Origin of the sequence: Arthrobacter sp. zg-Y895, from assembly GCF_020731025.1 — a bacterium.
GTDB lineage: Bacteria > Actinomycetota > Actinomycetes > Actinomycetales > Micrococcaceae > Arthrobacter_B.
In genome coordinates, this window is the sequence record NZ_JAJFZY010000014.1 from 16,114 (window position 1) to 42,458 (window position 26,345).

Sequence of the window (26,345 nt, forward strand, 5' to 3'; positions counted from 1 at the left end):
CCGCCTTTTGCGCAGGCAGGCATGGACACCGGGAAAGCCGGAAGCGCACCTGTCTGATTTCGGTCTCCCTCGAAGGGGACCGGCGAAGGTAGTTATGCAGTAAAAGAACGACAGCAGTAAAGAAGCACAGCAGTAAAGAAGCACAGCAAACATCACAGGAGTCAGCCAGCATCGCAGCATTCGCGGTCCTCGGTAGTGGTCTCCGGGAGTATCTGCCCGAGGACCTCGATCGAAGACCGGGTGTTGAACGTGCGGCCCGTGCCGCACGGAAAGAAGTTCGATACGGTGCTGGGTGCCTCCGCCACAGAAGAAACGGAGGTGACTCTCATATGGAGGGTCCCGAAATTCAGTTCTCAGAAGCCGTTATTGACAACGGCAAGTACGGCAAGCGCGTTATCCGGTTCGAAACCGGCCGCCTTGCCCAGCAGGCAGCCGGTTCGGCGATGGTCTACATTGACGAAGACACCGCCCTGCTCTCGGCCACGTCCGCCGGCAAGTCCCCGCGTGAAGGTTTCGACTTCTTCCCGCTGACCGTGGACGTCGAGGAGCGTATGTACGCTGCCGGCCGCATCCCGGGCTCGTTCTTCCGCCGCGAAGGCCGCCCGTCCACCGAAGCCATCCTGGCCTGCCGCCTGATGGACCGCCCGCTGCGCCCCGCGTTCGTCAAGGGCCTGCGCAACGAAGTCCAGATTGTCGTCACTGTCCTGGCGATCAACCCGGACGTTCTCTACGACGTGGTTGCGATCAACGCTTCCTCCATGTCCACCCAGCTGAGCGGCCTGCCGTTCTCCGGCCCGATCGGCGGCGTCCGCGTTGCCCTGGTCGACGGCCAGTGGGTTGCCTTCCCGAAGCACTCCGAGCTGGAGCGCGCCGTGTTCTCCATGGTGGTTGCCGGCCGCATTGCCGGTGACGACGTCGCCATCATGATGGTGGAAGCCGAAGCCACCGACAACGCCTGGAACCTCATCAAGGAAGAGGGCGCCACCGCCCCGACCGAAGAGGTTGTTGCAGAAGGCCTGGAAGCGGCGAAGCCGTTCATCAAGGTCCTGTGCGACGCCCAGTCGGACCTGGCTGCCCGTGCCGCCAAGCCCACCGTCGAGTTCCCGATCTTCCTGGACTACCAGGACGACGTGTACGAGGCCGTTGAAGCCGCTGCCGGCGAGAAGCTGGCCAAGGTCTTCTCCATCGCCGACAAGCAGGAGCGCGACGCCGCTGCCGACGAGTTGAAGAACGAAGTCAAGGCCGCACTGGCTGAGAAGTTCGAAGGCCGCGAAGGCGAAGTCTCCGCTGCTTTCCGTTCCGTCACCAAGCAGGTTGTGCGCCAGCGCATCCTCAAGGAGCAGGTCCGTATCGACGGCCGCGGCCTGACGGACATCCGTCAGCTCACCGCCGAGGTAGAGGTTCTGCCCCGCGTGCACGGTTCGGCCATCTTCGAGCGCGGCGAAACCCAGATCATGGGTGTCACCACGCTGAACATGCTGAAGATGGAACAGCAGATCGACTCGCTGTCGCCGGTAACGCGCAAGCGCTACATGCACAACTACAACTTCCCGCCGTACTCCACCGGTGAGACCGGCCGCGTGGGTTCGCCCAAGCGCCGCGAAATCGGCCACGGCGCACTTGCAGAGCGCGCCCTGATGCCGGTGCTGCCCACGCGTGAAGAATTCCCGTACGCCATCCGCCAGGTCTCCGAAGCCCTGAGCTCCAACGGTTCCACCTCCATGGGTTCGGTCTGCGCCTCGACGCTGTCCATGCTCAATGCCGGTGTGCCGCTGCGCGCTCCGGTGGCAGGCATCGCCATGGGCCTGGTCTCCGACCAGGTTGACGGCGAAACCCGCTACGCAGCCCTGACCGATATCCTCGGCGCCGAAGATGCCTTCGGCGACATGGACTTCAAGGTTGCCGGTACCTCCGAGTTCGTCACGGCCATCCAGCTGGACACCAAGCTCGACGGTATCCCCGCCTCCGTGCTGGCAGCAGCACTGAAGCAGGCCCGCGAAGCCCGCCTGCACATCCTCGACGTGATGCAGGCCGCGATCGACGCACCGGACGAGCTCTCCGAGTTCGCCCCGCGCATCATCTCGGTCAAGATCCCCGTGGACAAGATCGGCGAGGTCATCGGCCCGAAGGGCAAGATGATCAACCAGATCCAGGAGGACACCGGCGCTGACATCTCCATTGAAGATGACGGCACCGTCCTCATCGGCGCAACCGACGGCGGCTCCGCCGAGGCTGCCCGCTCGGCGATCAACGCGATCGCCAACCCGCAGGTCCCCGAGATCGGCGAGCGTTACCTCGGCACGGTAGTCAAGACCACCACCTTCGGTGCTTTTGTCTCCCTGACCCCGGGCAAGGACGGCCTGCTGCACATCTCCGAGCTGCGTAAGCTCGCCGGCGGCAAGCGCGTGGACAACGTCGACGACGTCGTGTCCGTGGGCCAGAAGGTCCAGGTGGAAATCACCAAGATCGATGACCGCGGAAAGCTTTCGCTCTCCCCGGTGGTTGCTGAAGACGCCGAAGGCGAAGAAGCAGCAGAAACCGAGTCTGCAGAGTAAATGCCGGACTACTCCGATGGAAACCGTCCCGTGTCCCCTTCCTCACCGAAGGGGCACGGGACGGTTGTCCAGCTTCCGCTGACCACTCTTTCCTCCGACCCGACCCTTGTCGTCGGCACTCCGGGAGGCGCCGTCGTGCGCCGTTCGGTATTGCCCGGCGGCGTCCGGGTCCTGACGGAGGAAATGCCGGGCCAGCGCAGCACGGCCATCGGATTCTGGGTTGGTGTCGGCTCGCGGGATGAAGCCGCGGGCCGGCACGGCTCCACACACTTCCTTGAGCACCTGCTGTTCAAGGGCACCAGCCGCCGCTCGGCGCTGGATATCGCCTCGGCGTTTGACGAGGTAGGCGGCGAGTCCAATGCGGCCACCGCCAAGGAAAGCACCTGCTACTACGCACGGGTGCTGGATACCGATCTTCCGATGGCCATTGACGTCATCACCGACATGGTCACGTCCGCCGTCCTGGATCCTGAGGAACTGGAACAGGAACGCGACGTCATCCTCGAAGAGATCGCCATGGACAATGACGATCCGGCCGATCTCTGCCACGAAAAGTTCTCCGAAGCGGTCCTCGGCGACCACGCCCTCGGCCGTCCCATCGGCGGCACTCCCGACGCCATCCGGAGCGTGTCCCGCGAAGCGGTCCTTGACCACTACCGGCGGTACTACCGTCCGGAGGAACTGGTGGTCACCGCCGCCGGGGGACTGGACCACGAGCAGGTCTGCGCACTTGTGCTGCAGGCGCTGCAGACCGCCGGCTGGGAACTGGACCCGGCGGCAACGCCTGCGCCGCGTCGCGAGACTGCGCCGGCGTCGATCTCCGGCACCGCCGGAGTCCACGTCATCAACCGTCCGGTGGAGCAGGCCAACATCGTGATGGGCTGCCCCTCGCTGACCGCAACGGATGACCGCCGCTTTGCCATGAGCGTGCTGAACACGATCCTCGGCGGCGGCATGTCCTCCCGCCTGTTCCAGGAGATCCGCGAGAAGCGCGGACTGGTGTACTCCACCTACTCCTTCTCGGCGTCGTACGCCGACGCCGGATACTTCGGCATGTATGCGGGCTGCTCGCCCGCCAAGACCCGCCAGGTCATCGACCTGCTCGGCAGCGAGCTCGAGCGGCTGGCCGCCGACGGCGTCGAGCCGGCCGAACTGGCGAAGGCCCTGGGCCAGATCTCCGGCGGCATGGTGCTGGGCCTGGAGGACTCCGGCTCGCGGATGTCCCGCCTGGGCCGGGCCGAGCTGGTCAGCGGCGAGTTCATCGACATTGATGAGTCCCTGCGCCGGATCCATTCCGTCACCGCGGAACAGGTCCAGGAGCTGGCCGCCGAACTGGCCGCCGCACCCCGCACCATCACCGTGGTGGGTCCGTTCGAATCAGCGGCGGAACTGGGCTTCTAACCTCTTTGCGAAAGGCACACCCGGCGCGGACGCGTCCCGGGTGTGCCTTTGCCGTTTAACCGCCGGCTCTGCCTTTATCCGCCGGCGAAGGGCGGCAGGATGTCCACGACGTCCCCCGGCTGCAGCAGCAGGTCCGGGTTCCGGGCAGCCGTTTCATTGACCAGGAACGTGCTGCGCGCAATCACCGTCCCGAGAGCGGGGATGCCTGCACCCGGTGAGGGGTACCGGGCGGCAAGCTTTTCTGCCAGCTCGGCCAGCGTCAGCGGCCCTTCATCCAAGTGTTCTTCTTCCGTGCCGGCTGCTGCCTTCGCAGCGCCGAAGTATCTGATCAGCACTTAGCCGCCTATCGCGCTCATGGTTCGTTCGGGCTGGACATAGTCGGAGTCGCCGAGCCCGGCATGGCCCATGCCGTGTGCCTTGGGCTTGCCCCACATGGCTTCCTGCCAGCGGCGGACGACGGCGTCGTCGTCCACGCCGCTGCGCAGCAGTGCCAGCAGGTCCGTCTCTTCGTGGGAAAACAGGCAGCTGCGGACCTTACCCTCGGCGGTAATCCGGGTGCGGACACACTCGGCGCAGAAGGGTTCGGTGACGGAAGCAATAATGCCGACGGTTCCGACAACCGTTGCCGGGTCCGCGTGCCGGCGGACCTCCCAGCGCTGGGCCGGTGCGCCGTTGCGCTCCCGGGGATCGGGCGTCAGGACGAAGTCCCGTTCCAGCAGGGACCGCATCTCGGCGGCGGTGATCATGCCGTCCCGCGTCCAGCCGTGGTCCGCGTCCAGGGGCATCTGCTCAATGAACCGCAGTTCGAAGCCGCGGCTGACCGCCCACTCCAGCAGGTCCGGCGCCTCGGCGTCGTTGATTCCCCGCATCAGCACGGCATTGATCTTGACCAGGCCCAGGCCCACCCGGGCGGCTTCCTCCACCCCGCGCAGCACCCGGTCCAGGAACGGGCGGCGGGTGAGCTGGGCAAAGGTATCCGGGTGGAGGGAATCCAGGGACACGTTGATGCGGGTCAGGCCGGCGTCCTTGAGCGCCTGGGCTTTCTTGTCCAGGCCGAGCCCGTTGGTGGTCAGGGAAATCGGCAGCTCCGGGTGGTTGGCACGGATACCGGCAACAATGTCCACCAGATCCGCACGCACCAGCGGTTCACCGCCGGTCAGCCGCAGCTCGCGCACACCCAGCCGGTCGACGCCGAGCCGGACCAGGCGGACGATTTCGTCCCGGCCAAGTACCTTGTCCCGGGCCAGCCAGTCGAGCCCTTCGGCAGGCATGCAGTACGTGCAGCGCAGGTTGCACTTGTCCGTCAGCGACAGCCGCATGTCCGTGGCCCGGCGGCCGTGCCGGTCCAGCAGGCCGTCTGCCGGGGAAAGCGCCAGGGCAGACGCGGGGGAGGGCAGTGCCGAGGCGGCAGCGGGAGAACCGCTGCCCGGTGCCGCGGCTTCCGCCGTGCTGATTTCTGGTGTACTGGGGGAAGGGCGTACTGCAGGCATTCCCAGCTGTGTTCCCATCCCTCGAGGTTACGCCCTTTGACAGTTAGGCTCTATAAATGCGCTTTGTTCCCCGGGGCCGCCGGACCCTGGCAGCGTGCGCCGTGACGGTTCTTGCAGCTTCCACAGCCGCGTGCACCTCCACGGACTCCACCGGCGCCGCCGCCCGCAGCGGAGCCGGCATCACGGTCTTTGCGGCGTCCTCGCTCACGGACGTGGTCGGGCAGCTGAATGCGGCTTACGACGGCGGCGGGCGCCTGCGCGTCAACATCGGCTCCAGCAGCCAGCTCGTGGCGCAGCTGCAGTCCGGCGCGGAAGCAGACGTGGTGATTACAGCCGACCTCGAGGCACTCGAACCCCTGCGGACCGGGCTGGACCGGGAGACAGTGCTGGCCAGCAACAACCTGGTGCTGGCCCTGGCCGCGGACAACCCCGCCGGGATCCAAGTGTTACGCGATGTTGCGGGCGACGGCGTCCGGGCCGCCCTGTGCGCACCCTCCGTTCCGTGCGGGCGGGCAACATCACGCGTCCTTGAGGCAGCCGGCGTAGCCGTTCCCGCCCCGAGCCTGGAGGACAGCGTCCGCTCGGTGCTGACCAAGGTCGCCACCGGCCAGGCCGACGCCGGCTTTGTCTACCGGACCGATGCCCTGGCCGCAGCCGGATCCGGCGTGACCTACCTGCCGCTGGAGGATCCCGCCCCTAACCGGTATCCGGCGGGACTGACCGCGGAAGGGGCCGCCAACGCCGAGGCGGCAGCATTCTACGAGTGGCTAACGGGACCGGAAGCGGCAGCCATCCTCGCCGAGGCAGGGTTCGGTCCGGCGGACCCGGGGAGCCACGATGCCCCTTAGGACGCAGGAATTCCAAGCGGCACCCGGCTCCGCATCCGCCATGAGCCGGGAGGCACGCGCCACAACGCCCGCCTGGCTCTGGGTGCCTGCCGGCGTCGCGCTGCTCCTGTGCGCCGGACCGGTCGCGGCGCTGCTGCTTAACGTCCCCTGGACATCGCTGCCGGAACTGCTGGGCTCCGACGCGGCCCGCACTGCGCTGGGCCTCTCCCTGGCCACCTCGGCCTGCTCCACGCTGCTCTGCGTCCTGCTGGGCCTGCCGCTGGCCGTGCTGCTCAGCAAACTGGAGGGGCCATGGATCCAGCTGATGCGCGGAATCCTGCTGATCCCTCTGGTGCTCTCACCCGTTGTCTCCGGCATCGCCCTGCTGTATTTCTGGGGCCGGCAGGGGATAGCCGGGAAGCTGCTCGGCACCGTGGGACTGGACGTGGGGTACTCGCCGGCCGCCGTCGTTATTGTCCAGGTATTTGTTTCCCTGCCCTTCTTCGTGGTCACGTCGCTGAACAGCCTGTCCGCCGTGGACCGGGACCTGGAAATGGCCGCCGCCACATCCGGGGCAGGTCCCACCGCGATCCTGCGCCACATCACCTTGCCGCTGGCGCTGCCGGGCATCGTGGCGGGCACGTTGCTGGCCTTCGCCCGGTCGCTGGGCGAATACGGGGCCACCATCACCTTCGCGGGAAGCATCGAAGGGAGCACCCGGACCCTGCCGCTGCAGATCGAACTGAGCCTGAACTCCAACCAGCCGCAGGCGGCCCTGGGCATTTGCCTGATGCTTATTGCCCTGTACCTGCTGGTCCTGCTGCTGGCCCGCATCGCCACCGGACGGCTGCTGCCGCGATGAGTACCCGGGAACGGCTCACCCGGGGGTCTGCCGGCGGTCCGGAGCGGGCAAACCGGTGGTGGGCGGCGGCTGCAGGGCTGGTCGCCGCGGGACTCGGCGTGGCTGCCGGGGAGTTGCTCGCCGCCATAGCCAGCCCGTCGCTGTCCCCGGTTTCCGCCGTCGGTTCGGTGGTCATCGATGCCGTTCCGGGCCCGGTCAAGGACGCCGCGATCAACCTCTTCGGGACGGCTGACAAGGCCGCGCTGCTGGTGGGGATGGGACTGATCATCGCGCTTGCCGCCGCCGCTGCCGGCGTCCTGGAACTGCGCCGTCCGCCGACGGGCGCGGCGGTGCTGGGACTCTTCGGGGCAGCCGGGCTGGCGGCAGTACTTACCCGGCAGCAGTTCTCGCTGCTGGCCCTCCTGCCGCCGCTGGCCGCCGGCGTCGTCGCCGTCGTGGTCCTGCGGGCGCTCACGGCACGGATCCGGGACCTGGCCGCGGCGCAGACGAACGACGACGCCGCGGTGCGCCGCCGTACGGTGCTCACCTCTGTGGGCGGGGGAGCGGCGGTGGCCCTGCTCGGTGCCGCGCTGGCCGGCATAGCCCGCGGGGGACAGGTGGGCGTGACGGCCCTGCGCGAAACGGTCCGGCTGCCGGTACCGTCCCGGCGTGCGGCAGCGATACCCGCCGGAGCCGAGCTCGCCGTCGACGGCCTGGCGCCGCTGGTGACACCCGCTGCCGACTTTTACCGGATCGACACGGCCCTGAGGGTGCCGCTGATCGACCCGGCGGAGTGGCGGCTGCGGATCACCGGCATGGTGGACCGTGAAGTGGAACTGGACTACGCGGAACTCCTCGCTGCCCCGCTGCAGGAAAGTTACGTCACCCTCGCCTGTGTTTCCAACGAGGTGGGCGGGAACCTGATCGGCAACGCCCGGTGGCTGGGAATGCCCGTCAGGGACCTGCTGGCCAGGGCAGGGGTGCAGCCGGGTGCGGACATGGTGCTCTCCACGAGCCGGGACGGGTGGAGCGCTTCCACCCCTTTGGAGGCATTGACCGATGACCGGGATGCGCTGCTGGCCGTAGGCATGAACGGGGAACCGCTGCCGCTGGAACATGGCTTTCCCGTCCGGCTGGTTGTGCCCGGCCTGTATGGATACGTGTCTGCGACCAAGTGGGTCACCGAGCTGCGGGTCACCCGCTTCGCGGACGAGACGGCCTACTGGACGGACCGGGGCTGGGGCGAGCGCGGCCCGGTCAAGCTCTCCTCCCGCATCGACGTTCCCGGCCGTACACCGGTCTCCGCCGGCACGGTCACCGTGGCCGGCGTGGCGTGGGCGCAGCACACCGGCATCAGTGCCGCACAGGTGCGCGTGGACGACGGCGGCTGGCAGGACGCGGAGCTGGCTCCCGGGATCTCCGCAGATACGTGGCGGCAGTACCGGATCGCAGTGGAGCTGGCACCGGGCGGGCACGACATCGCGGTCCGGGCCGTGGACGCAAACGGCGTCCGGCAGGCGGAAGAAAAACGGCCCGTGCTTCCCGACGGAGCCACCGGACTGCATACAATTCGGGTGACGGTGCGCTGAGGTTTTTCGTGCCCTCGACGCCGCCCCATCTCCCAAGGAGGACCATGTCGGTACAACCGGCTCCACAGAGTGTCCCGGCACCGGCATCCGCTGCTCCGGCCGGACCCCGGCAGGTAGCGGCGCACCGGCAAGCCGTGGAGGACCTCCTGCGGACCTGGTTCCAGGCGCATCCGCCCGCCCACGAGACCGTGGCACTGAACTCCGCAGCCGGGCGGCTCCTTGCCACCGAGGTGCGGGCACCGGGGAACCTGCCGCCCTTCACGAACTCGCAGATGGACGGTTACGCGGTCCGGGTTGCCGACCTCGCAGCAGCCGAGGACCTGCCGTCAGCCCCCGGCAGGGTCCGCCTGGCCACGGCCGCACCCATTCCGGCCGGTTCGGCACCGCCGCCGCTGCTCCCCGGCACGGCCGCACCCGTCATGACCGGTGCCATGCTGCCCGAGGGGGCCGACGCCGTCGTCCCGATCGAGGCCTGCACACCCAACACCTTCCTGCCCCCCGGGGAGCCCCGTAGCACCGTGGCCGTCCCCGCGGAGGTGCCCGCCGGGCAGTTTGTCCGCAGGGAAGGCAGCGATATCGGCGCGGGAACCCCGGCACTGCCCGCCGGAGCAGTGCTGGGTCCGCTGCAGCTGGGCCTGCTCGCGGCCCTCGGCCTGGACCGCGTCACCGTCCGGGCACGGCCGCGGGTGCTGCTGCTGACCACCGGAGACGAAGTCATTGAACCGGGCCGGCCGCTCGGGCCGGGCCAGATCCATGACGCGAACACCACCCTGCTCCGGAGTTCGCTCGAGGAGGCGGGCGCGGAGGTGCTGCGCTCCCGGATCCTGGCCGACTCCCCGCAGGAGTTCACCGACCGGCTCCGTGCCGACGTCGCTGCTGACGCCCCGGACCTGGTCCTCACCTCGGGCGGCATCAGCAAGGGAGCCTACGAGGTGGTGCGCCAGGGCCTCGCCTCGCAGGACGTGGCGTTCCTGTCCGTGGCCATGCAGCCGGGCGGCCCGCAGGGCATCGGCACGGTCGACGGCGTCCCGTTCCTCGGGTTCCCGGGCAACCCGGTCAGCTCGCTGGTGTCCTTCGAGATGTTCCTGCGCCCGGCCCTGACGGCCGTCACCGGCGCGCCGCGGCCGCGGGCGGAAGTGCCCGCCCGGCTCACCGCCCCGCTCGGCAGCCCCGCCGGCAAGCACCAGGTGCGCCGCGGCCGGTACACGGCCGGAACGGTGGAGCCGGTGGGCGGGCCCGGGTCCCACCTGGTCCATGCCCTGGCCTCCTCCAACGCCCTGATCTCCGTCCCCGTGGGGACGGAGCACCTCGAGGCCGGCGCAGAAGTGACAGTATTGCTACTGGAATAACCGCAACTGTGTCCCGCCCGGACGCCGTGCCCGAAAGGACCCTGCCGTGAGCGCCGAACCCGAAGACCTCCACCCCGCCGGCCTGACCCACGTCCGCGAGGACGGCTCCGCGCACATGGTGGATGTATCCGCCAAAACCGAAACCACGCGCCAGGCCACGGCACAGGCCGTGCTGCGCAGCACCGCCGAGGTGGTACGCCTGATCGCCGACGGCGGGCTGCCGAAGGGTGACGCACTCGCCGTGGCCCGGGTAGCCGGCATCATGGCCGCCAAGCAGACGTCCAACCTCATCCCGCTGTGCCATCCGCTGCCCCTGACGAAGGTCACCGTGGACTTCACCCCGCGGGAGGGCGACGTCGTCGTGGAAGCCACCGTGAAGACCAAGGCACTCACCGGCGTCGAAATGGAGGCGCTGACCGCAGCCTCCGTGGCCGCGCTGACGCTCTACGACATGATCAAGGCCGTCGACAAACATGCCCGCATCACCGACATCATGGTTCGGGCCAAGTCCGGCGGCAAAAGCGGAGACTGGGCGTTGTGAGCACTCCGTCATCCCGCCGCACCGCAGGGGTCCTGATTGCCTCCACCCGCGCCGCGGCCGGCACCTACCAGGATGAATGCGGCCCGCTGATTGCCGACTGGCTGTATGCCCTGGGCTATGACATCGTGCTGGCCGAAGTGGTGCCCGACGGCGTTGAGGTCGCCGCGTCGCTGCAGCGCATCCTCGCCCTCGAACCTTCGGTGCTGCTCACCAGCGGAGGCACCGGGCTCAGCCCGGACGACGTCACCCCCGAGTCCACCGAGCCCCTCCTGGACCGCCACGTGCCCGGAGTCATGGAAGCCATCCGTGCCAAGGGGCTGGCCTCGACGCCGATGGCCGCCATCAGCCGCGGGTTCGCCGGCACCGCCGGCCGCACCTTCGTGGTCAACCTGCCCGGTTCCCCGGCCGCGGTGGCTGACGGACTTGCCGTACTGGAACCGATCATCGGCCACATCTGCGGCCAGTTGGAAGGAAAGCGTGAACACTAGCGAAGTGGTCCGTGCCATCGTCTCCGCCGAGCCGCTGAGCAGCACCGAGGCCGAACAAGACGCGTGGTCACCGGACTGCGGCGCCGTGGTCCTCTTCAGCGGCATCGTCCGCAACCACGACGACGGCAAGTCCGTCACGGCACTTGCCTACAGCGCCCACCCCACGGCACAGTCCGTGCTGGGCGAGGTGGCCGCCGGAATCGCGGCGAAGTACGACGGCGTCCGGATCTGGGTGGCCCACCGCACCGGAGACCTGGACATCGGCGACGCGGCCCTCGTGGCTGCCGTCGCCTCGGCCCACCGCGGCACCGCGTTTGCGGCCTGCTCCGAGCTCGTGGACACGGTCAAGGCGAACGTGCCCATCTGGAAGGAGCAGGGCTTCACGGACGGCAGCACCGAGTGGGTGGGCGTCAGCGACCGGCCCTGACCGGTAATCTGGAGCCTATGAGCGAAAAACTTGCCGTAGCGGTCCTCGGTGCCGCAGGCCGCATGGGGTCCGAGGCCGTTGCCGCCGTCGAGGCCGCCGAAGACATGGAACTCGTTGCAGCGCTGGGCCGTACCGACCCGCTGGAAACCCTCGTCTCGGCCGGTGCCCGGTACGTAGTGGACCTGACCGTGCCGGACAGCACCGAGGCCAACGTCCGCTTCGCCGTCGAGCACGGCATGCACGCCGTCGTCGGCACCACCGGATGGGACGCCGAGCGGCTGGGCCGCCTGGCGGAGCTGCTGGAAACGTCCCCCGCCACCGGTGTGCTCATCGCGCCGAACTTCGCCCTCGGCTCGGTGCTGGCCTCGGCCTTCGCCGCCAAGGCCGCCCGCTACTTCGAATCGGTGGAACTGATTGAGCTGCACCACCCGGACAAGGTGGACGCCCCCTCGGGAACGGCCGTACGCACCGCCCAGCTGATCGCCGCCGCGCGCGCTGAGGCCGGTGTGGCTCCCTCTCCGGACGCCACGGCCAAGGCACTGCCGGGAGCGCGCGGCGCGGAGGTGGACGGAGTGCACGTGCATTCAGTGCGGCTGCGCGGGCTGGTGGCCCACCAGGAAGTGCTCCTGGGCGGACCGGGCGAGCAGCTGACCATCCGGCATGACTCCTTCGACCGCGCCTCCTTCATGCCCGGTGTCCTGCTGGGCCTGCGGCAGGTCGCCGGCCATCCCGGACTGACCGTCGGACTTGACGGCTACCTCAACCTGAACGACTAAGGAACACGTTGTCTTTCTTCACCGGCCTTTTCTCCAACCGCGCCAAGCTCGGCGTGGCCCTGGTGACCCTGCTGCTCTTCTTCTATCTGTGGGTCTCCGGGCAGCGCGGCTGGCTGCTGCTCACCTCTGACGAGATTCCGGCCAAGCTGATGGGCCTTGCCTACCTGGTGCTGCCCGTGGTGGGCGCGTGGGCGCTCATCCGCGAACTGATGTTCGGCAACCGGACGGAACAGATGGCCCGGATCCTGGCCGAGGAAGGCCGGCTGCCGGTGGATGACCTCCCGCGGACACCTGCCGGACGCATTGTGCGCGAAGCCGCGGACGCCCAGTTCCCTCAGTACAAGGCAGAAACCGAGGCCGCGCCCGAGGATTGGCGCAGCTGGTTCCGGTTGTCCTGCGCCTACGACGCCGCCGGAGACCGCACGCGCGCCCGGCGCACCATGCGGCAGGCCGGCAGGCTCTACGCGGGAACCCGGAACCAGCCCGGAGCCTAGCGCTTCTGCCGGGCCGGGGGCGTGGCCCGGCCGCTCTTGCCGCGGGCCAGCCGGGAGGCACCCGAGGTGACCAGTTCCAGCGGACCGCGTGCGTCGATGCGCTGGAACAGTACGGCCAGGACCACCAGGATAGCGACTTGGATCCAGTACACCGGCAACGGTTCCAGGGGCGGGCTCTGCTGGTCCACCATGGTCATCACCCACACATGCAGGCTGTACAGGGTGAGGGTCATTGCTCCGGCCGCGGACAGAGGCAGCAGGAGGTTCGGCCGGGCACGCGTCAACAGCAGGCAGACGCCCAGCACCGCGGCTGCGGTGCCTGCGGTGTGCAGCATATCGAGGCTGGTGTTGGAATGCGGTCCTGCCAAAGCGAGCCACCACCAGGAACCGGTCTGCTCCACCGAACTGAGATTGACCTCCAACATCCGTGCCAGCGGCCACCGCTGCCCCGACTCCGTGGCCCTGAGGACATCAAAACCGCCCAGCTCGCCAAGCAGGTAATAGGAGACCAACTTGGCGGTCACGGCGGCAAACACCCCGCCCGTGAGCAGTCCCACCTGAACCGGCAGGCTGGTCAGCGCCAGGCGCCCGATCACCAGCCCCAGCAGGATATAGCTCAGCCACTGCAGCACTGGATAGAACCCCGTGACGAAGACATCGGCTGCCAGCGCGGCGGGGGAGAGGAACGCGTCCCAGGTGATGTTTCCATCGACATCCGACGGCGAGAGGTTCCGCAGCAGCCAGTCCCGCGCCACGTAGGCAAGCACCGGGGACAGCAGCAGCCAGGCCCCGGCCCAGACGGCCAGCCGGCGCAGCGGCATGCCCAGGAACGGCAGCGCCAGCAGGAACAGGACGGCGTAATGGAAGAGGATGACGGCGATGGTGGTTTCCAGTCCGCCCAGCACCAGGCCCACCAGGGCGATGATGAGTGCGCGCACCGCAATTCCGCGCCGGTCCCGGTTCACTGCCTTCGCCTCATGGGGTTCGCTGCCGCCGGTCAGCAGTGCCAGCCCGACACCGGCAACCACCGCGAACAAGGCCGAGGAACGACCGGAGAACACAAGCCCGGTCAGGCTGGGATCGCCGGTTTCCTGGTTGTAGAGCGGCAGCACGTGCGTCGCGATCATGCCCAGCAGTGCGATCCCGCGGGCAGCATCGATGCCGGTCAGGCGGCGTTGGTTCATGCACAGAATCGTCTCACAGGACACTGCAGGCGGCCGTCGCCGCCCTGAAGCTCGGCCGGCTTCTACTTCCTACGCCTTGTTGTCCCATTGCGCTGCGTAACGGGTAACGTTTTACCCATGGATTTCCAAAACAGCACGCTTCCTTTCGGCACCCTCGTCACCGCCATGGTGACCCCGTTTACCGAGGACGGGGAAGTGGACTTCGATGCCACTGCCTACCTCGCGAACAAGCTCGTCGAAGACGGCTGCGACGGCCTGGTGGTTTCCGGCACCACCGGTGAAACCTCCACGCTGGAAGACAGCGAGAAGGAAGACCTGTTCCGGGTGGTTGCCCAGACCGTCGGCGGCCGTGCCAAGGTCATTGCCGGCACCGGCACCAACCACACGTCCCACTCCGTGGAGATGGCCCGCCGCGCAGAGCGTGCCGGGGTTGACGGCCAGCTCGTGGTTACCCCGTATTACAACAAGCCGACGCAGGCGGGCGTGATCGCGCACTTCGACGCCGTCACCGCCGCCACCGACCTTCCGATCATGGTGTACGACATTCCCGGCCGCGCCGGCATCGCCCTGAGCACCTCCACTATCTTCAAGCTGGCCGAGAACCCCCGGATCCTGGCGCTGAAGGACGCGAAGGCGGACTTCGCCGGCATCACCCGTGTGCTGGCCAACACCACCCTGGATGTCTACGCCGGTGATGACGGGCTGACCCTGCCGTGGATGGCCGCCGGCGCCGTCGGCGTCGTCAGCGTGTCCGCGCACGTAGCCACCGCGCAGTTCCGCGCCTTGGTCGATGCCGCGGCAGCAGGGGACTTCGCCACCGCCCGCCGCATCCACTTCGAACTTGATCCGGTGGTCCGTGCAGTCATGACCCACATTCCCGGCACCGTTTCGACCAAGCAGATCCTGGCGATGCAGAAGGTCATTCCCACCGCAACCGTCCGGCTGCCGCTGGTGGCGCCCGACGCCGTCGAAATGGAAACCATCCTGACCGATCTGGCTGAAGCCGGCATGGACTTCTCCCGGACCGAGGCGTAGGCAATCATGAGCGAATTCCCCGAAACCGCCGGACCCGGCCTGCTGACCCCGCCGCCGCTGGAGGCAGGAACCCTGAGGATCGTCGCGTTGGGCGGCCTCGGGGAAATCGGCCGGAACATGGCCGTCTTCGAAATCGACGGCAAGCTGCTCATCGTGGACTGCGGCGTCCTCTTCCCCGAGGAAACCCAGCCCGGCGTCGACCTCATCCTGCCGGACTTCTCCTACATCGAGGACCGCCTGGACGACGTGGTCGGCGTCGTGCTCACCCACGGACATGAGGACCACATCGGCGCGGTGCCGTACCTGCTGCGGCTGAAGAACGACATCCCGCTGATCGGCTCGCAGCTGACGCTGGCACTGGTGGAAGCGAAGCTGCAGGAACACCGCATCAAGCCGTTCTCCCTGACTGTCACCGAGGGGCAGATCGAGCAGCTCGGCCCGTTCGAGTGCGAATTCGTAGCGGTCAACCACTCCATCCCCGATGCGCTGGCCGTGTTCATCCGCACCGAGGCCGGCACCGTGCTGCACACCGGCGACTTCAAGATGGACCAACTGCCCCTGGACGGCCGGATCACGGACCTGCGCGCCTTCGCCCGGCTGGGCGAAGAGGGCGTGGACCTGTTTATGGCCGACTCCACCAACGCCGACGTCCCCGGGTTCACCACCGCCGAACGCGAAATCGGCCCGGTGCTGCAGGAACTGTTCGCCAAGGTGGACAAGCGCATCATTGTCGCTTCCTTCTCCTCCCACATCCACCGCGTCCAGCAGGTCCTCGACGCCGCCGCCGCGGACAACCGGTTCGTCTGCTTTGTCGGCCGGTCCATGGTGCGCAATATGGCGATCGCCGAGAAACTCGGCTACCTCAACGTGCCCGAAGGCATCCTTGTGGACCTGAAGAACCTCGATGAGCTGCCGGACAACAAGGTGGTGCTGATGTCCACCGGGTCGCAGGGCGAACCCATGGCGGCCCTGTCCCGGATGGCCAACGGCGACCACCGGATCCGGATCGGCAAGGGGGACACCGTCATCCTCGCCTCATCCCTGATACCCGGCAACGAAAACGCCGTGTTCCGCGTGATCAACGGACTAATGCGCCTGGGTGCCGACGTCGTACACAAGGGCAACGCGAAAATCCACGTCTCCGGGCACGCAGCCGCCGGGGAACTGCTCTACTGCTACAACATCCTGCGGCCGAAGAACGCCATGCCGGTGCACGGCGAGACCCGGCACCTCATCGCCAACGGCCGCCTGGCCGCCGCCACCGGTGTCCCGGAGCAGAACATCATCCTGGCCGACGACGGCACAGTGGTCGACCTGCGCGACGGCAAGGCCCGCGTGGTCGGGGAAGTGGAGTGCGGCTTCGTCTACGTGGACGGGTCCAGCGTCGGAGCGATCACCGACACCGACCTGAAGGACCGGCGGATCCTCAGCGAGGAAGGCTTCATCTCCATCATCTCCGTGGTGAACCGCAGTACCGGCACAATCGTCTCCGGCCCCGAGATCCACGCCCGCGGCTTTGCCGAGGGTGACGCGGTCTTTGACGAGATCATTCCCAAGATCAGTGCGGCCCTGGAAGAAGCGGTGCGCTCCAACACCGACCACACCACCTACCAGCTGCAGCAGGTGGTCCGGCGGGTCGTGGGTACCTGGGTCAACCGCCGGCTGCGGCGCCGTCCCATGATTGTGCCGGTGGTGGTCGAGGCCTAGTTCCCGCCGTGCTACGCGGTGGGTAAGTAGTCCCAAAGCCCCTCCCGGCCGCGTAAATTCAGGGTATCGGGGGCGGCATCGGGTAGCGTGGCTGGTATGGCGACTCGTACTTCCCCTGCCGCACGCAGCGGTGCCTCCGGCCGGACAACGGCCCGGAGCGCCGGCGGCAGCTCAAGCAAGACATCAGGCAAGTCCAGCGCGCGCGGCGGATCCGGAGGCCGGGGGACCTCCGTGTCGCGCCAGGCGCCCCCGGACCAGCTGCCGCTGCCGCTGCGCGCGGTGGAGAGCGCCTGGATGGGCATCTCCCGCATCGCCGGGGCCGGCGTCCGCAAGCTCGGCGCCGATGTATCTCCCGAGCGCGAAATCCGCCGCGACGGGACCGGATTCTTCCTGATCCTGCTTGCCCTTGCGGTCGCCACCGTTGAGTGGTGGGCCCTGCGCGGTCCCGTTGCCGACGTGATCCACGCCGGCGCGGCCGGCACATTCGGCTGGATGGCCGTGGTGCTGCCCTTTATGCTCACCGCCGGCGCAGTGCGCCTGTTCCGGTACCCGGAGCGGCACCGAGCCAACAGCAGGATCAGCATCGGCCTCGTGATCATGCTGCTCGCCGGCTCCGGCATAACGCACATTGCGGGCGGCCTACCCGCATTGTCCGACGGTTTCGACCGGCTCTGGGCCTCCGGCGGCATCGTCGGCTTCCTCGTCGCCGGGCCGTTGTCCGCCGCACTGACTCAATGGCCGGTGCTGGTCCTCCTTTCGCTGCTGGTGTTCGTGAGTGTCCTGATCATCACGGCCACGCCGTTCCGCCATATTCCGCTGCGCCTGCGGGCCATGTATGAACACCTCATGGGCCAGGACCTGGACCCCGATGATCCTGAAGCGCACGACCAGAGCTACCTCTACGGCACACCTAAGCCGGAAAAGGTCCGCAAGCCGCGCAAGAGCCGCCGCGAAAAGGAAGCGGAGGCCGCTGCCGCGCAGGACGGTTTCGCCGGCGACGAAGCATTTGAACGCGCGCTGCTGCAGGACGAGGAAGACGAAGCAGCAGCCGCTGCCGCGGCCGCGCCGGCAGTACCCCCGGGAGTCCGGCGTCCCACGCAGTCCGAACTGGCCACGCAGAAGATCCGCCGCAACCAGGGCCTGCCCGTTGACGGGGGCACGGACACTGCCGAGCCGCCCACCGAGGCCATCAGCACCGTCCCCGGCGCCACCGAGGTCCTGAACCTGGCCGCCGTTCCGCCCGTAGCGCCCGTGCCGTCCCGGCCGGTCCAGCCGGTCCCGCCGAACACGCCCATCCCGCAGCGCACCGAGCAGCTGCAGCTCTCCGGCGACATCACCTATACGCTGCCGCCGTCGGACTTCCTGCCCCCGGGACCGCCGGCGAAGGAGCGCTCCGAAGCCAACGACGCCGTCGTCGCCGCACTGACGCACACGCTCGAGCAGTTCAACGTGGACGCGAAGGTCACGGGATTCTCCCGCGGCCCGACGGTCACCCGCTACGAGATCGAACTCGGCGAAGGCACCAAGGTGGAACGCGTCACCGCGCTGTCCAAGAACATTGCCTACGCCGTGGCGAGCTCCGACGTACGCATCCTGTCGCCCATTCCGGGTAAATCCGCCATCGGCATCGAAATCCCCAACGCGGACAAGGAAGTTGTTGCCCTGGGCGATGTCCTGCGGTCCAACTCCGCACGGAAGACCGAACACCCCATGGTCATGGGCGTCGGCAAGGACGTCGAAGGCGGCTTCGTGGTGGCCAACCTGGCCAAGATGCCCCACCTGCTGGTGGCCGGAGCCACCGGTGCCGGTAAGTCCTCCTTCGTGAACTCGATGATCACGTCCATCCTGATGCGCTCCACGCCGGACGAAGTCCGCATGGTGATGGTGGACCCCAAGCGCGTGGAACTGACCGCCTATGAAGGCGTCCCGCACCTGATCACCCCGATCATCACCAACCCGAAGAAAGCCGCGGAAGCGCTGCAGTGGGTGGTCCGCGAAATGGACACCCGCTACGACGACCTCGCGAACTTCGGCTTCAAGCACATCGACGATTTCAACAAGGCCGTCCGCAACGGCAAGGTGGTGCCCCCGGCCGGATCCAAGCGGGTCATCCGGGCCTACCCGTACCTGCTGGTGATCGTGGACGAGCTCGCCGACCTCATGATGGTCGCCCCGCGGGACGTCGAAGACTCCATCGTGCGCATCACCCAGCTTGCCCGTGCCGCCGGCATCCACCTGGTGCTGGCCACCCAGCGGCCGTCCGTCGACGTCGTGACCGGCCTGATCAAGGCGAACGTACCCTCCCGCATGGCGTTCGCGACCTCCTCGGTCACGGACTCCCGCGTGGTGCTGGACCAGCCCGGCGCGGAAAAACTCCTGGGCCAGGGCGATGCACTGTTCCTGCCGATGGGATCCAACAAACCCATCCGTGTGCAGGGTGCCTGGGTTACCGAGTCCGAGATCCACCGGGTTGTTGAGCACGTCAAGGGCCAGCTGCAGGCCGTCTACCGCGAAGACGTAGCCGTCACGGCACCGAAGAAGCAGATCGACGACGACATCGGAGACGACCTCGACGTCCTGCTGCAGGCGACCGAACTGGTGGTGACCACGCAGTTCGGTTCCACCTCCATGCTCCAGCGCAAGCTGCGCGTGGGCTTCGCGAAGGCCGGCCGGCTCATGGACCTGCTGGAATCCCGCGGCGTGGTGGGACCGTCCGAAGGTTCCAAGGCCCGCGACGTGCTCGTGAAGCCGGATGACCTGGCCGCCACCCTCGCTGCCATCAGCGGCGGCGAGGCTCCGGCGCCGTCCGGGGGAGCCGGAGCCGCGGCACTGGCGGACAACGCCAATGCCAACCACGGCTTCGACCCGGCCGGGCCGGTGGACCTGGTTGCCGCGGACCTGGAGGGCAGGCCCCAGGCGAGCGACTACCACGACGACGCGGACGACCCGGACGGTTCCGAAGATGCCTGGAACCTCACCGGCCGGTGAATCTTCGCTACGCTGAAGGCGTGAGCAATTCTCCTACCGATAGGGTTCCGACCCTTAATATCGCCAATGCCCTGACGGTGGCGCGGATCCTGATGGTTCCGCTCTTTATCTGGTTCCTGGCGTCCGACGACGGCCGTGACGGCCTGTTCCGTTGGCTCGCCGTGGCAACCTTCGCCGTCGCCATCTACACCGACAAGCTCGACGGAGATATTGCCCGCAGCCGCGGGCTGATCACCGACTTCGGCAAGATTGCCGATCCGATTGCCGACAAGCTGCTGATCGGCTCCGCGCTGGTGATGCTTTCCCTGCTGGGCGAGCTGTGGTGGTGGGTCACCATCGTGATCCTCGTCCGTGAACTGGGCATCACGCTGATGCGCTTCGTCGTGATCCGTTACGGCGTTATGGCCGCCTCCCGGGGCGGCAAGCTCAAGACCGTGGTCCAGACCTTCGCCATTTTCGTGTTCCTGCTTCCGCTGACCGCTTGGCTGGGTGCCTGGGCATGGTGGATCGGCGCCGTCTTCATGGCCGCCGCGCTCGTCATCACAGTGGTCACCGGCGTCGACTACGTCCTGCAGGCCGTCAAGCTGCGCCGCGCCGGCACGCGCGCATGAGCGACGCGCCTGCCGCCGGCCTGGCGGGCGAGGTTGTGGCCGCGGCCCGGGACGCCGGGCTGACCATCGCCACTGCCGAGTCGCTCACTGCAGGCATGCTCTGCGCCGAGCTGGGGTCAGTTCCCGGTGCTTCGGCGGTTTTGCAGGGCGGCGTGGTTGCGTATCAAAATGGAATCAAGCTGTCCGTCCTCGGGGTTCCGGCCGAGCTCCTGGCCCAAGCCGGATCCGTCGACGGGAGGGTGGCTGAGCACATGGCCGCCGGAGCGCGGCGGGTCCTAGGCGCCGACGTCGGGGTCGCCACCACCGGCGTCGCCGGACCTGAAACGCACGACGGCAAGCCGGTTGGTACCGTGTTCCTGGGGATCGCTACTTCCGAAGGGACCTCCTTCGGGGAGTTTCTGTTCGCGGGGGACCGTACGGCCATCCGAACAGCGGCCTGCAGTGAAGCACTCTCCATGCTGGCGTCAGTGCTGGAAGACCGGTAGCGGGGCGGAAATCGGGAAGCTGCGCAGGCGGGAACAAAACCGGCAGGGCGTCAGTTGTTAGTATCAGGAACCGCCAAGGTTCCTTTATTACGATCTTTGGACAGTCTGCGGTACCGCCGCAGTCCGTACTCACAGGGAGCAGGACGATACACATGGTTAAGCAACCCGTATCCGTGAACGGCGTGATCCGCTGGCGGGATGTAGGGTTGGCGGAAGACGCACACCGGGAGCCTAAGGAGCGCAAGATGGTAGTTCTTCGTCACGAGATTGGTGATGTACTCCGCGACGTGCGCCAGCGCCAGGGCCGGACCCTGCGCGAGGTGTCGCATAGCGCCCGCGTTTCTCTCGGCTACCTCAGCGAGGTTGAGCGCGGACAGAAGGAAGCATCATCCGAACTTCTGTCTTCAATCTGCAGTGCCCTCGATGTGCCCCTGTCCCTGATGCTCCGAGAGGTCAGCGACCGGGTGGCAAACGCCGAAGGCGTTGCCATTCCAGACACCGTGCCATCTGAGTTTTCCCGGGAGTTCGCCCGCGAATTCCCCGAAGACCTGGCACGGGACCTGGCCCGCACATCCTAGAAACCGCACACCGCACACCGCAGCGCGTCACGCCGGCCGAACGGAATCGGCCGTAGTGACTGTGTTGCCCCATAGACATACTCCTTGACGCTGTTGCATCAAGGCGAAGAAATCTCCAGAGGAAACCCCCGCAGGCGCGGTGCCTGCGGGGGTTTGTTCTGTCCGGGGCCTGTTCTGTCCGGGGCCTGTTCTGTCCGGGGCCTAGCGGCCGTCCGGGCCGGGAGGTGTGTCCTCCACCTGATCCCCGGCGCGCCGGACGGAAGCATTCAGTTTGTGCAGCAGCCGGACCAGGGTATGGAGTTCCTCCGACTCCCACCCCGTCCAGGTACGTCGGAAGTGCTCCTTGCGCGCAGTGGCCGTTCCTTCCAGGCGCGCAGCACCAACCTCGGTGAGATTGATCGGCTGCGCCCGTCCGTCCTCCGGGTCCGCATGCTTTTCCACCAGCCCCAGCGCCTGCAGCATGGCTACCTGCCGGCTCAGGGAGGGCTTGCCCACGCCGACCGCTGCGGCCAGATCCGTCAAGCGCATGGGCCCCTGCTGGTGGAGCAGGACCATCAGGCCGTAGGCCGAAGGTTCCATATCCGGGTGGACTTCGCGGGCGATCCGGTGGGAGCTGGCCCGGGCACGGCGCCACAGCACGCTGAGTTCCTGCTCAAGGTCCTCTATTGCCGTGTCCTTGTCCGGTTCGGCGCCGGAGGGAGGGTTGCCGTCGGTTAAATCGGCGGGACCGGATGTTTCGGTCATCCTCCCATTGTAGGATCGCGGCCCTTCCACGGCACTGGAATACCTCGGGCTTTTGGGGCCGCGGTGCGGTTCGCTGCCGCGTTTCGTGCGTGAGAGGATTAATTGATGCGTATCAGCGATTTCTGGCGGCTTATGGATGACGAGTTCGGTGCGGCCTACTCCAGGGTCCTCGCCGCGGACCTGGTGCTCGGGCAACTCGGAGGGGTCACGGCTGCACAGGCCTTGGACAAGGGCATGGAACCCAAATCCGTATGGCTGGCCGTATGCGACATCCAGGACGTTCCGCCCGAACGCCGGCTGGGCCGCGACGTCAAGCCCAAGGCAAACTAGGGCAGCCGCCGCTCCCGGCGAACGGACACGCCGGGGTTCGCTGTTCGAATATTTGTTCGGATAAAGATATGCTCCTACACAGGGGCCCGTCCTAGCCGATGCGGCCCGGGAATATCCACAAGACAACGAGTTATACGTTCCGGTCAGCCGTTTTGTCAGTGCCGCCGGATAGGGTCGTAGATAAGAAATGACGACCGGCCTACGGGCCGCCCACAACCACAACACGAGGTGAAGAATGGCTGCTCCAGCCGACCGCGCAAAAGCCCTAGAGGCAGCGCTGGCCCAGATTGACAAGCAATACGGCAAGGGCTCGATCATGCGCCTGGGCGACGAAGTGCGCGCCCCTGCCGAAACCATTTCCACCAGCTCCGTCGCGTTGGATGTTGCGCTGGGTATCGGCGGCCTGCCGCGCGGCCGCGTGGTGGAGATCTACGGACCTGAATCTTCCGGTAAGACCACCCTGGCGCTCCACGTTGTCGCCAACGCGCAGAAGAACGGCGGCATTGCCGCGTTCATTGACGCCGAGCACGCCCTGGACCCCATCTATGCAGCCAAGCTGGGCGTGGATACGGACTCGCTGCTCGTTTCGCAGCCGGACACCGGCGAGCAGGCCCTGGAAATCATGGACATGCTGATCGGCTCCGGCTCGGTCGACGTCGTGGTCATTGACTCCGTTGCCGCACTGGTTCCGCGTGCCGAAATCGAAGGCGACATGGGCGACAGCCACGTGGGCCTGCAGGCCCGCCTGATGAGCCAGGCGCTCCGTAAGATCGCCGGCCGCCTGAGCCACACCAATACCACCGCAATCTTCATCAACCAGCTGCGTGAAAAGATCGGCGTCTTCTTCGGCAGCCCGGAAACCACCACCGGTGGCAAGGCGCTGAAATTCTACGCTTCGGTCCGCATCGACGTCCGCCGCATCGAGACGCTGAAGGAAGGCACCAACCCGGTTGGTAACCGTACGCGTGCCAAGATCGTCAAGAACAAGATGGCTCCGCCCTTCAAGCAGGCCGAGTTCGACATCATGTACGGCGTCGGCATTTCCCGCGAGGGCGGACTGATTGACATGGGCGTGGAACACGGCCTGGTCAAGAAGTCCGGTGCCTGGTTCACCTACGACGGTGACCAGCTGGGCCAGGGCAAGGAAAACTCGCGCAACTTCCTGAAGGACAATCCCGATCTGGCGGACGAGCTGGAGCGCCGTATCCGCGAAAAGCTCGGAATCGGTGTTCCTGCCGCTGAGGAGCCCGCAGCACCCAAGCTGAAGGCAGTCGGAAAGGACTCCTAGCAGCGGCCCGCGGACCCGGGGACACCGGTCCCGGGACAGCAGGATCAGGGAAGCCGCTCCCGCGAGGGGGCGGCTTTCCGTCTGGTCAGCCCGGTCAGCCCGGTCAGCCCGGTCAGCCCGGTCGGCCCGGAACGGCGCGCTACGGCGCAGCTACTCTCCGCGGTCCGGGGGAGTGGAAGTCCGGGGAGGAATAAGGGAGCAAAGTCCCTGGAGCGGATGGTTATGGATACCTCGCAGGAAGAGACCCTGTCAGAGCTGAAGCGGCGGCTTGCCGAAATCAGCGCGGCCGCGTCGGCAACCGCGCCCGCCGGCGGCGGGACCGCTCCGGGCGGCGCGAAGACACCGCGCACCGCACCCGGGCCGGTGGACGCCAAACCTGACGCTTCCAAACCTGCCCGCCGCCGGAAGCCGCCCGCAAAGACCCCCGATGCCTTCAAGGAAGACGGTTTCGGCGAGGAAGCCCCCGCCGACGAGCCCTGGGCGGAACCCGGGACAGGCGGCTCCGGGTCGAAGCGGGGCGGGAAAAAGCCCGGCCGCGGGCGGCAGGGCTGGGGGCAGCAGGATGCAGACGCGGACCAACCGGAGGAAACTGTCCCGCTGACGCCCGAGGAAGCTTACGCCGAGGCGAAAGCCATCGTCCTGCGCCAGCTGACTGCCTCGCCCAAGAGCCGCAGACAGCTTGAAACCAAGCTTGCGGAAAAGGAAATCCCGCCGGAAGCCGCAGCTGCGGTCCTTGACCGTTTCGAAGAAGTGCAACTCGTGGATGATGCCGAGTTTGCGCGGCTGTGGGTCCGTAGCCGCTCCCAGAGCAAGTCCCTTGCCCGCGGGGCCCTGCGGCGCGAACTGACGGAAAAGGGCATTGCACCGGATCTCGCCGCCGAAGCGCTTGAACAGGTCAGCGCCGACGACGAACTCGAAGCGGCGCGCGCCTTGGCGAGGAAAAAACTCCAGGCCTCTGCCGATCTTTCCGACCGCGGCGTGCGCGACAAACAGACCCGCCGACTGGTGGGGATGCTGGCCCGGAAGGGTTATTCCCCGTCGCTCGGCTTTCGGGTAGCGGCCGAAGTAATCGGTGAAGTCCGGGATGCCAGGGGGGACTCCGTCTAACCTGCGGACTGCGGGCCGGAGCCCGGCCGGCCCGCGGCGCATGGCGAAGCGGGCCTGAATGTACCCGGGCGCAGTGCGCCGAACAGGAAATAACCGGCGCCATTAGTCGTGGTGTCAATCCGACGCGCCGTATCGTATGCTGTGCCAACCATGTTAAAGATGAGGTTGGCGGGGCCCATGTTGCATCCAGTAGGTCGATTCTCTCCGTTGCGTGCCCGGAGAACCCCGTTCTATGCCCTGGTCCTTACGGGCGTCCTTGCCTCGGCGGTCCTCACTGCCTCGCCCGGTTCCGCGGCGGATCCCTACCCTTCCTGGGAGGATATCCAGCAGGCAAAATCCTCTGAATCGGCCAAAGCCGCTGAAGCAGAGAAGCTGGAGGGTCTGCTTACGGACCTGCGCGAGGACGCCGGATCCCTGGGCGATGCGGCAGTGGAGGCAGCGAACCGCCACAACGAGGCCAAGGATGCCCTTGCCGCCAGCGACAAGGAGCTTGCGGCCCTGGCTGCGCAGCGGGAAGCGGCCGCGCAGCAGTCCGCTGAATTGATGCGGCAAGTCGCCGGGCTTGCGGCCGAAACCTACAAGTCCGGCGGGTCCGCTTCCGACAGCATGACGCTGATGCTGCTCGACACGGATGCCTCGGCAGATGCCCTGCACGGCGCGGACCTTATGGACAGGGTCTCGTCTCGGGCGGGCAACCTGTATGCCGGTGCAGTGGCGTCCGAAAAAGTTGCTGACGGATTCCGGGAGCAGGAACAGGAAGCAAGGAATGCCCGGGCCGAGCTTGCCGCCGAAGCGGAAAAGGCACTCCAAGAGGCAGGAGCCTCGGCCGCGGCCGCAGGCAAGGCAGTACAGGATGAAGAAGCCCGCAAAGCCGTCCTGCTTGCACAGTTGGCAGATCTACACGGCAGCACAGCCGCCGCGGAGGAGGCCCGGCTCCGCGGGATAGCCGCCGAGAAGGTGTTTCAGGAACAGCACGACGCCGCGGAACGGGCGGCTGCAGGAGAGTCCGCGCCGAAGGGGCAGCAGCCGCCGAATCCGCCGGTCGGGGCGGCACCCAACCCGCCGGGAACCCGGCCCCCGGCAGTCACGGTGCCTGCGCCTCAGCCCGCACCCGCACCCGCCCCCGCACCTGCCCCGGTCCCGCCTGCCCCTCCGCCCGCGCCCGCACCGGGGCAGCCGGTGAACGATCCGGCGGGTGCACAGAACTACGCATCCGGGCGCATGGGCGACTACGGCTGGGACGGGAACGAGTTCCGCTGCCTGGTCATCCTCTGGAATCACGAGTCCAACTGGCTAACCACCGCGGACAATCCCTACAGCGACGCCTACGGCATCCCGCAGTCCCTGCCGGGAAGCAATATGTCGAGCCACGGTTCCGACTGGCAGACCAACTACCGGACCCAGGTCAATTGGGGACTGGACTACATCAAGTCCCGGTATGGCACACCGTGTGCGGCCTACGCCTTCTGGCAGCGCAATAACTGGTACTGAGCGGGTACCTGTGCGGGCA

Annotated in this window: 25 protein-coding genes; 21 read left to right on the top strand and 4 right to left on the bottom strand. The window is 67.4% G+C overall.

What is annotated here, in order from left to right; translation table 11 throughout:
- The first annotated feature begins 329 nt into the window (after window positions 1-329).
- Both LJ760_RS16870 and LJ760_RS16875 read left to right on the top strand, forming a co-directional pair.
- A complete protein-coding gene (locus tag LJ760_RS16870; protein ID WP_227924486.1) occupies window positions 330-2,555 on the top strand; it encodes a polyribonucleotide nucleotidyltransferase in 2,226 nt (741 codons plus the stop codon).
- Window positions 2,556-3,956, top strand: coding sequence for a M16 family metallopeptidase (locus LJ760_RS16875; protein ID WP_374200080.1), 1,401 nt, complete (start codon window positions 2,556-2,558; stop codon window positions 3,954-3,956).
- A 74-nt stretch (window positions 3,957-4,030) separates the two neighbouring features.
- Here the strand turns inward: LJ760_RS16875 and LJ760_RS16880 are convergent, their stop codons facing one another.
- Window positions 4,031-4,291: a MoaD/ThiS family protein gene (locus LJ760_RS16880; protein WP_227924487.1), complete on the bottom strand. Its 261-nt coding sequence runs from the start codon at window positions 4,289-4,291 to the stop codon at window positions 4,031-4,033.
- The gene (gene moaA / locus LJ760_RS16885) at window positions 4,292-5,464 is read right to left on the bottom strand and encodes a GTP 3',8-cyclase MoaA (protein ID WP_227924488.1); all 1,173 of its coding nucleotides are present in this window, start codon (window positions 5,462-5,464) and stop codon (window positions 4,292-4,294) included.
- 38 nt (window positions 5,465-5,502) lie between these two features.
- Between moaA and modA the strand changes: the two genes are divergently transcribed.
- From modA to LJ760_RS16930, 9 genes are all read left to right on the top strand, one after another.
- The gene (modA, locus tag LJ760_RS16890) at window positions 5,503-6,294 is read left to right on the top strand and encodes a molybdate ABC transporter substrate-binding protein (RefSeq protein WP_227924489.1); all 792 of its coding nucleotides are present in this window, start codon (window positions 5,503-5,505) and stop codon (window positions 6,292-6,294) included.
- A complete protein-coding gene (gene modB, locus LJ760_RS16895; RefSeq protein ID WP_227924490.1) occupies window positions 6,284-7,135 on the top strand; it encodes a molybdate ABC transporter permease subunit in 852 nt (283 codons plus the stop codon). The genes modA and modB overlap by 11 nt, the downstream gene beginning before the upstream one ends.
- Window positions 7,132-8,703: a molybdopterin-dependent oxidoreductase gene (locus LJ760_RS16900; RefSeq protein WP_227924491.1), complete on the top strand. Its 1,572-nt coding sequence runs from the start codon at window positions 7,132-7,134 to the stop codon at window positions 8,701-8,703. The genes modB and LJ760_RS16900 overlap by 4 nt, the downstream gene beginning before the upstream one ends.
- A gap of 44 nt (window positions 8,704-8,747) precedes the next feature.
- Window positions 8,748-10,052, top strand: coding sequence for a molybdopterin molybdotransferase MoeA (locus LJ760_RS16905; protein ID WP_227924492.1), 1,305 nt, complete (start codon window positions 8,748-8,750; stop codon window positions 10,050-10,052).
- A gap of 115 nt (window positions 10,053-10,167) precedes the next feature.
- Window positions 10,168-10,593, top strand: coding sequence for a cyclic pyranopterin monophosphate synthase MoaC (gene moaC / locus LJ760_RS16910; protein ID WP_231709637.1), 426 nt, complete (start codon window positions 10,168-10,170; stop codon window positions 10,591-10,593).
- A complete protein-coding gene (locus LJ760_RS16915; RefSeq protein ID WP_227924494.1) occupies window positions 10,590-11,081 on the top strand; it encodes a MogA/MoaB family molybdenum cofactor biosynthesis protein in 492 nt (163 codons plus the stop codon). Before moaC ends, LJ760_RS16915 begins: the two co-directional genes overlap by 4 nt.
- Complete coding sequence (locus LJ760_RS16920) at window positions 11,071-11,508, top strand: molybdenum cofactor biosynthesis protein MoaE (RefSeq protein ID WP_227924495.1); 438 nt, start codon at window positions 11,071-11,073, stop codon at window positions 11,506-11,508. Before LJ760_RS16915 ends, LJ760_RS16920 begins: the two co-directional genes overlap by 11 nt.
- A gap of 17 nt (window positions 11,509-11,525) precedes the next feature.
- The gene (gene dapB, locus LJ760_RS16925) at window positions 11,526-12,284 is read left to right on the top strand and encodes a 4-hydroxy-tetrahydrodipicolinate reductase (RefSeq protein WP_227924496.1); all 759 of its coding nucleotides are present in this window, start codon (window positions 11,526-11,528) and stop codon (window positions 12,282-12,284) included.
- A gap of 8 nt (window positions 12,285-12,292) precedes the next feature.
- Window positions 12,293-12,778 carry a hypothetical protein gene (locus LJ760_RS16930; protein ID WP_227924497.1) on the top strand — a complete coding sequence of 162 codons (486 nt, stop codon included), beginning with the start codon at window positions 12,293-12,295 and terminating at the stop codon, window positions 12,776-12,778.
- Here LJ760_RS16930 and LJ760_RS16935 read toward each other — a convergent pair.
- On the bottom strand, window positions 12,775-13,962 hold the full coding sequence (locus LJ760_RS16935; protein ID WP_227924498.1) for a heparan-alpha-glucosaminide N-acetyltransferase domain-containing protein: 1,188 nt from the start codon (window positions 13,960-13,962) through the stop codon (window positions 12,775-12,777). The genes LJ760_RS16930 and LJ760_RS16935 overlap by 4 nt on opposite strands.
- A 117-nt stretch (window positions 13,963-14,079) precedes the next feature.
- On the opposite strand from LJ760_RS16935, the gene dapA reads away from it, so the two are divergent.
- The 6 genes from dapA to LJ760_RS16965 all read left to right on the top strand — a co-directional run bounded on the left by dapA (window position 14,080) and on the right by LJ760_RS16965 (window position 21,366).
- Entirely contained in the window at window positions 14,080-14,997 is a 918-nt protein-coding gene (gene dapA, locus LJ760_RS16940; protein ID WP_227924499.1) for a 4-hydroxy-tetrahydrodipicolinate synthase, read from the top strand.
- Between the two features lie 6 nt (window positions 14,998-15,003).
- Window positions 15,004-16,704: a ribonuclease J gene (locus LJ760_RS16945; protein ID WP_227924500.1), complete on the top strand. Its 1,701-nt coding sequence runs from the start codon at window positions 15,004-15,006 to the stop codon at window positions 16,702-16,704.
- A 96-nt stretch (window positions 16,705-16,800) separates the two neighbouring features.
- Window positions 16,801-19,692, top strand: coding sequence for an FtsK/SpoIIIE family DNA translocase (locus tag LJ760_RS16950; protein ID WP_227924501.1), 2,892 nt, complete (start codon window positions 16,801-16,803; stop codon window positions 19,690-19,692).
- A gap of 20 nt (window positions 19,693-19,712) precedes the next feature.
- On the top strand, window positions 19,713-20,303 hold the full coding sequence (gene pgsA / locus LJ760_RS16955) for a CDP-diacylglycerol--glycerol-3-phosphate 3-phosphatidyltransferase (protein ID WP_227924502.1): 591 nt from the start codon (window positions 19,713-19,715) through the stop codon (window positions 20,301-20,303).
- Entirely contained in the window at window positions 20,300-20,788 is a 489-nt protein-coding gene (locus tag LJ760_RS16960) for a CinA family protein (RefSeq protein WP_227924503.1), read from the top strand. The genes pgsA and LJ760_RS16960 overlap by 4 nt, the downstream gene beginning before the upstream one ends.
- Window positions 20,789-20,940: 152 nt before the next feature.
- A complete protein-coding gene (locus LJ760_RS16965; protein ID WP_269436632.1) occupies window positions 20,941-21,366 on the top strand; it encodes a helix-turn-helix domain-containing protein in 426 nt (141 codons plus the stop codon).
- 201 nt (window positions 21,367-21,567) lie between these two features.
- Here LJ760_RS16965 and LJ760_RS16970 read toward each other — a convergent pair whose 3' ends face one another.
- Window positions 21,568-22,110, bottom strand: a complete 543-nt coding sequence (locus LJ760_RS16970; protein WP_227924505.1) for a MarR family winged helix-turn-helix transcriptional regulator — start codon at window positions 22,108-22,110, stop codon at window positions 21,568-21,570.
- A 105-nt stretch (window positions 22,111-22,215) separates the two neighbouring features.
- On the opposite strand from LJ760_RS16970, the gene LJ760_RS16975 reads away from it, so the two are divergent.
- From LJ760_RS16975 to LJ760_RS16990, 4 genes are all read left to right on the top strand, one after another.
- The gene (locus tag LJ760_RS16975) at window positions 22,216-22,440 is read left to right on the top strand and encodes a DUF3046 domain-containing protein (protein ID WP_227924506.1); all 225 of its coding nucleotides are present in this window, start codon (window positions 22,216-22,218) and stop codon (window positions 22,438-22,440) included.
- A gap of 235 nt (window positions 22,441-22,675) precedes the next feature.
- The gene (recA, locus tag LJ760_RS16980; RefSeq protein WP_227924507.1) at window positions 22,676-23,728 is read left to right on the top strand and encodes a recombinase RecA; all 1,053 of its coding nucleotides are present in this window, start codon (window positions 22,676-22,678) and stop codon (window positions 23,726-23,728) included.
- A 222-nt stretch (window positions 23,729-23,950) separates the two neighbouring features.
- The gene (locus LJ760_RS17545; protein WP_331460740.1) at window positions 23,951-24,835 is read left to right on the top strand and encodes a regulatory protein RecX; all 885 of its coding nucleotides are present in this window, start codon (window positions 23,951-23,953) and stop codon (window positions 24,833-24,835) included.
- A 177-nt stretch (window positions 24,836-25,012) separates the two neighbouring features.
- Window positions 25,013-26,326, top strand: a complete 1,314-nt coding sequence (locus tag LJ760_RS16990) for a coiled-coil domain-containing protein (protein ID WP_227924508.1) — start codon at window positions 25,013-25,015, stop codon at window positions 26,324-26,326.
- Window positions 26,327-26,345 lie beyond the last annotated feature (19 nt).